General features: G+C 72.5%; 5 protein-coding genes and 1 pseudogene. 5 read left to right on the forward strand and 1 reads right to left on the reverse strand.

All coding sequences use genetic code 11. The annotated features are described in order from the left end of the window. Positions 1–86: 86 nt before the first annotated feature. On the forward strand, positions 87–386 hold the full coding sequence (groES, locus tag ACOJUF_RS00005) for a co-chaperone GroES (RefSeq protein WP_395725330.1): 300 nt from the start codon (positions 87–89) through the stop codon (positions 384–386). Between the two features lie 196 nt (positions 387–582). Then, positions 583–2,211: a chaperonin GroEL gene (gene groL / locus ACOJUF_RS00010; protein ID WP_420119810.1), complete on the forward strand. Its 1,629-nt coding sequence runs from the start codon at positions 583–585 to the stop codon at positions 2,209–2,211. Positions 2,212–2,636: 425 nt separating this feature from the next. On the opposite strand, the gene ACOJUF_RS00015 is transcribed toward groL, so the two are convergent. Beyond that, positions 2,637–2,921: a WhiB family transcriptional regulator gene (locus ACOJUF_RS00015; RefSeq protein ID WP_420119811.1), complete on the reverse strand. Its 285-nt coding sequence runs from the start codon at positions 2,919–2,921 to the stop codon at positions 2,637–2,639. Between the two features lie 599 nt (positions 2,922–3,520). On the opposite strand from ACOJUF_RS00015, the gene ACOJUF_RS00020 reads away from it, so the two are divergent. From ACOJUF_RS00020 to ACOJUF_RS00030, 3 genes and pseudogenes are all read left to right on the forward strand, one after another. Continuing rightward, complete coding sequence (locus tag ACOJUF_RS00020; RefSeq protein ID WP_420119812.1) at positions 3,521–4,117, forward strand: LuxR C-terminal-related transcriptional regulator; 597 nt, start codon at positions 3,521–3,523, stop codon at positions 4,115–4,117. Positions 4,118–4,330: 213 nt separating this feature from the next. Beyond that, positions 4,331–4,936, forward strand: coding sequence for an RNA polymerase sigma factor ShbA (shbA, locus tag ACOJUF_RS00025; RefSeq protein ID WP_420119813.1), 606 nt, complete (start codon positions 4,331–4,333; stop codon positions 4,934–4,936). Further along, positions 4,936–5,509 (forward strand): annotated as a pseudogene (locus ACOJUF_RS00030) (hypothetical protein); the annotation flags it as partial. The gene shbA and the pseudogene ACOJUF_RS00030, both read left to right, overlap by 1 nt.

A 5,509-nucleotide genomic window follows, 5' to 3' on the forward strand; every position in this document is an offset into this window, starting at 1 on the left:
GCCGGGACAGGCAGACAATCATGTCGACGGCGCCCCGTCCGGGGTGGCCGCCGCGCGAACGAACCCCAGAAGGGGGAGGTCACACCGTGGCGAGCGTGAACATCCAGCCGCTCGAGGACAAGATCCTCGTGGAGGCCAACGAGGCCGAGACGACGACCGCGTCCGGCATCGTCATTCCCGACACCGCCAAGGAGAAGCCGCAGGAGGGCACCGTCCTCGCGGTCGGACCCGGCCGGTACGACGACAGCGGCAAGCGGATCCCGATCGACGTCGCCGAGGGCGACGTGGTCATCTACTCGAAGTACGGCGGCACCGAGGTCAAGTACGCGGGCAAGGAGTACCTGCTGCTGTCCGCGCGCGACGTCCTGGCCAAGGTCAGCAAGTGATGTCGACCGGCCGGTGAGCCCGCGCCCACCGGCCGGTCCGCAGTTCCCACCCCGCCCCGGCCACCCGCACGCGCGGGGGGCCGGGGCGCGGTCATCTGGGGCTGCCTCGAAGACGTGAGGACCACGGTCCTCCATTGCTCCCACCGACGAGCCGATCGATGAGCCGATCGACGAGCCAACAGAACTGGAACAAGACATGGCGAAGCAGATCCGCTTCGATACCGACGCGCGCGCGGCGCTGCAGCGCGGCGTCGACAAGCTGGCCGACGCGGTCAAGGTCACCCTCGGCCCGCGCGGCCGGTACGTGGTCCTGGACAAGAAGTTCGGCGGCCCGACCATCACCAACGACGGCGTCACCATCGCCCGCGACATCGAGCTGACCGACCCGAACGAGAACATGGGCGCCCAGCTGGCCAAGACCGCGGCGACCAAGACCAACGACGTGGCCGGCGACGGCACCACCACCGCGACCGTGCTGACCCAGGCGATCGTCGCCGAGGGCCTGCGCAACGTCACCGCCGGGGCCAACCCGCTGGCGCTGCGCTCGGGCATCGCCCAGGCCGCGGACAGGGTCAACGAGCTGCTGACCGAGTGGGCCACCCCGGTCGCCGGCGACCGCGCCGCCATCGCCAACGTCGGCACCATCGCCTCCCGGGACGAGGTCATCGGCGAGCTGCTCGGCGACGCGCTGGAGCACGTCGGGGCCGACGGCGTGGTCAGCGTCGAGGAGCACTCGGGCCTGGCCACCGAGCTCGAGTACACCGACGGGGTGCAGTTCGACAAGGGCTACCTGTCGCCGTACTTCGCCACCGACCCGGAGGCCGGCGAGGCCGTCCTGGAGGACGCGCTGGTGCTGCTGGTGCGGGAGAAGATCTCCGCGCTGGCCGACCTGCTGCCCCTGCTGGAGAAGGTGCTGGAGGCCAAGAAGCCGCTGCTGATCGTGGCCGAGGACGTCGACGGCGAGGCGCTGTCCACCCTGGTGGTCAACGCGATCCGCAAGACGTTCACCGTCGTCGCGGTCAAGGCGCCCTTCTTCGGCGACCGGCGCAAGGCCTTCCAGCAGGACCTGGCCATCGTCACCGGGGCCGAGGTCGTGTCCAGCGAGGTCGGGCTCAAGCTCGCCGAGGTCGGCACCGAGGTGCTGGGCTCGGCCCGGCGGATCGTGGTCACCAAGGACGAGACCACCATCGTCGACGGCGGCGGCTCCCGCGAGGCGGTCGCCGAGCGGGCGGCCCAGATCCGCAAGGACATCGAGAGCACCGACTCCGACTGGGACCGCGAGAAGCTGCAGGAGCGGCTGGCCAAGCTGGCCGGCGGCGTGGCGCTGATCAAGGTCGGCGCGGCCACCGAGATCGAGGCCAAGGAGCGCAAGCACCGCATCGAGGACGCGGTGCACGCCACCAAGGCGGCGGTCGCCGAGGGCATCATCGCCGGCGGCGGGTCCGCCCTGGTGCACGCGGCGGCGGGTCTGGCCGAGCTCCAGGAGCAGCTGTCGGGCGACGAGGCGCTGGGCGTCGGCATCGTGCGCAAGGCGCTCACCGCGCCGACCTACTGGATCGCCGCGAACGGCGGCCAGGAGGGTGCCGTGGTCGTCGACCGCGTCGCCGGGCTGCCCCGGGGCGAGGGCTACGACGCCGCCACCGGCACCTACGTCGACCTGGTCAAGGCGGGCATCATCGATCCGGTGAAGGTGACCAAGTCCGCGGTCTCCAACGCCGCGTCGATCGCCGGCATGGTGCTGACCACCGAGTCGACCGTCGTGGACGTCCCCGAGGACGACCACGACCACGGCGCCGCCGGCGGCCACCACGGGCACAGCCACTGATCGATCCGGCCGACCAGGCACGAGCGCTCCGGGCCGTCCGACCTTCTGGTCGGGCGGCCCGGTGCCGTCTCGGCCGCCGGCAGCGCCGGTCGGGGGCCGCTTCGGTGGGTGACGTCACTCATTGGTACCAACCGGATTCCGCTCACGGTGGCCAACGACCCGATCGGCGCACTACTATCGAGTGACGGAGGGTGTGACGTCGCCTCGTGCGCGCGGTTCGGGCGGAATTTCCGGTCCGGGCCGATTGTCCGATCGTGCGTCAGCCCCCGGGGTGTGTCAGAGTGCCCGCAGACGGGCGGGGACTTCGAGAACGGGCAAGAGCGCCGGGGGGCGATGTGTGGGATGCGGGCCGGGCGGCCGATGGGCCGGGGGCCGGGACGGACCCCAGGCGGCGGCGCTCGCGTGCCCGCCGGTCGGCCGGACGGTCAGTGGGCGCCGGTGAGCGTCAGCAGCTGAGCCCGTTCGCTCTCGGACAGGCCGCCCCAGATGCCGTAGGGCTCGTGGACCCGCAGCGCGTGGTCGCGGCACGCGGCCATCGCCGGACACTGGAAGCAGACGGCCTTAGCCTGGGCCTCCCGTCGCGCGCGGGCCGGGCCCCGTTCACCCTCGGGGTGGAAGAAGAACGAACTGGCCATACCGCGACAGGCTGCGTGCAGTTGCCAGTCCCACAGGTCCGCATTCGGTCCGGGAAGGCGCCTGGTGTCCGCCACGTCGATCCCCTCTGCAGCAGTGCGCGCCGCGGGTGTCGGCGCCCGTTGGGACAGGTCCGAGCGGAACGGAAGCGGTTCGTCGGGCCGACAGAGCCGGGGGTCAGGACGCGGAGGGGCAGCTCGGAACAGGCGTCCGGGTACCGGCTTCGGGCCGTCCGGAGTGCCTGTGTCGTGTCGCCCTGGAGCCGGATCCGCGCTGATCTCGGCGCTGTTGATCTCCAGACCCTAGATCGCTCCTGCGTCCCCGACAAGACCTTGATCACGTTTTTTGTCGATCTTGGGACCGGACGCGTCATCGTTGTCGGACGCGGGGACCCCACTCGGTGGGCCCCGGCCGAATGTGAGTCGGATCACGGGCTCGTCAGTGTGTCGGGGGACCCCCTCCGGATGCGGAAAGTGACGATAGAGCTACGCTCTGTGAAGTCACTCCTGGGAGGATGGATGGCGGACCGGGATCGCCCGTCCGTGGTCGGCGATCGGCCCGTCGACTCACGGACCGACGGGTTGCCCGCACGAGCGACACGGCCGATCGGGGGCTGCCTCATTCCGTCGAATGACGTCGGCCAAGTAGTATTCACACCGTCTGCAGGGGGAGTCTCGTGACCAGCGTCCTTATTTGCGATGAGCGCCGAAGCGCTCGCGACGGTCTTACGCGCGTGATGGGAGCGGTGCCGTCGGTCGAGGGCATCGACTGTGTGGCCAGTGGCGACGAGCTGCTGGCCCGGTACGGGCGGCAGCCCAGCGATGTCGTCCTCATCGGCACGCAGCGCGCGCTGACCAGTGGCATCGAGGCGACCCGTCGGCTCCTGGCCGTTCACCCGTCCGCGGTGGTGATCGTCTTCGGTTCGCCCGACGACACCGCGTCCATCGCGGCGGCCATCGCCTGCGGAGCCCGCGGGTTCCTGCGCTGGGACGCCACCCAGCCGGAGATCGTCGCCGCGCTGGCCGACACCCTCACCACCCCCCGGCTGCCCGCCCTGCGGGACACCCCGGACGGGGAGGCGCCGCTGACCGAGCGCGAGATGCAGGTGCTGCGGGGGATGAGCCAGGGCCAGTCCAACGGCGAGATCGGCCGCGAGCTGTTCCTGTCCGAGGACACGGTCAAGACGCACGCCCGCCGGCTGTTCCGCAAGCTCGGCGCCCGCGACCGGGCTCAGGCCGTCGCCCTCGGCTTCCGGCGCGGCTTCGTCGCCTGACCCGCGCGCCGGTTCGTCGGCCGTCCCGACCGGCCGAAGCCGTCGCGTCCCGGAGGTCCCGCGGCAGGCGTCCGCCGAATGGGCGAAGCCGGCGGCAACAGTCGGTCGCCTCGCTACCATGGGAGCGCGACCGGATCGGGTTGGAGGGTGCCACCCGGGCGGGTCACGGCGCATCATTCGATCGACGGTGTAACGGGGGTGGCACCGATGACGATGAATGAGCAGCCGCCGGACACCGCCGAGCAGCCCGAGCTGGACGACCTGGTCGATCGGGCGGTCGAGGGTGAGTCGGCGGCGATCGGATCGTTGATCGCCCGCATCCACCCCGTGGTCGTTCGTTACTGCCGCTCCCGGATGTCGGTCGGTCCCGCGTTCCTGGCCACCGCGGACGACATCGCGCAGGAGGTGTGCATGGCCGTCCTGACGGCGCTGCCCTCCTACCGGCGCGAGGGTAAGCCGTTCTTGGCCTTCGTCTACGGGATCGCCGCCCACAAGGTGGCCGACGCGCATCGGGCGGCCGCCCGGAGCCGGTCGTTGCCGGTCGCCGACATTCCCGACGCGCCCTCCACCGACCGCGGTCCCGAGCAGTTCGTGGTCGCCTCGTCGGCCGCGGCGATGGTCGACGACATGCTGCGCCACCTGCCCGCGGTGCAGCAGGAGATCCTCCGGCTGCGGGTCGTGGCCGGGTTGACCGCGGAGGAGACCGCCGACGCGCTGGGCATGACGGCGGGCGCGGTGCGCGTGTCCCAGCACCGGGCGCTGGCCAAACTCCGGCAGCGGTTGGCGGCCGGCGCGCTGCGCGCCGAACGCCTGAGCTGATGGCCCGCCGTCACGGTCGACGGTCGGTCGACCCTGATGCGCCCGTCGTCGATCTCGATCGGGTGCTGGCCGACGACCGGCGGGTCGACCTGCTCTCCGGCCGTCCGTGGCCCGGACCTGGTCCGGACGCCGACGCCGGTCTCGACCCCGCGCGAGCCGGGCGGGAGCACCGTCCGCCGTCCCCGGGCGATCCTCTGTTCGAGTTGCTCGAGCAGTGGCGCGTCGACCTCGCGGTGCGGCCGCTGCCGGTGGTGCCGCCCGTGCTGGCCCTGGCGCTCGCCCGCCCCGGTGTCGATCCGGCCGCCGATCCGGCCGTCGACCCGGCCGTCGGCTCGGCCCCTGGTACGGCCCTCGCCCCGGCGGCCGCCTCGGCCGTCCGGTCGGCCGTCAGGGCGGGCGCCGAGGCCGGCGGCGATGCGACGCCGGGTACGTCGGGCTCGACACCGGCCACCCCCGCTCCGGCGGCCACGGCGGCCGGCCGGAACCCCTGCGCTCGACCGGCGGCCCGGACCGCGGTGCGCCGAGCGGCCCGTCGCCCGGCGCCCGCCGGTCACCCGGCCGGCCGGCGATCCT

It is taken from the genome of Nakamurella sp. (assembly GCF_048594475.1).
In the GTDB taxonomy this organism is placed as follows: domain Bacteria; phylum Actinomycetota; class Actinomycetes; order Mycobacteriales; family Nakamurellaceae; genus Nakamurella.

Bases quoted from the DNA above. Each gene is read 5' to 3' on its own strand.
- shbA (WP_420119813.1), top strand. From the start codon at position 4,331: ATGAATGAGCAGCCGCCGGACACCGCCGAGCAGCCCGAGCTGGACGAC.
- groL (WP_420119810.1), top strand. From the start codon at position 583: ATGGCGAAGCAGATCCGCTTCGATACCGACGCGCGCGCGGCGCTGCAG.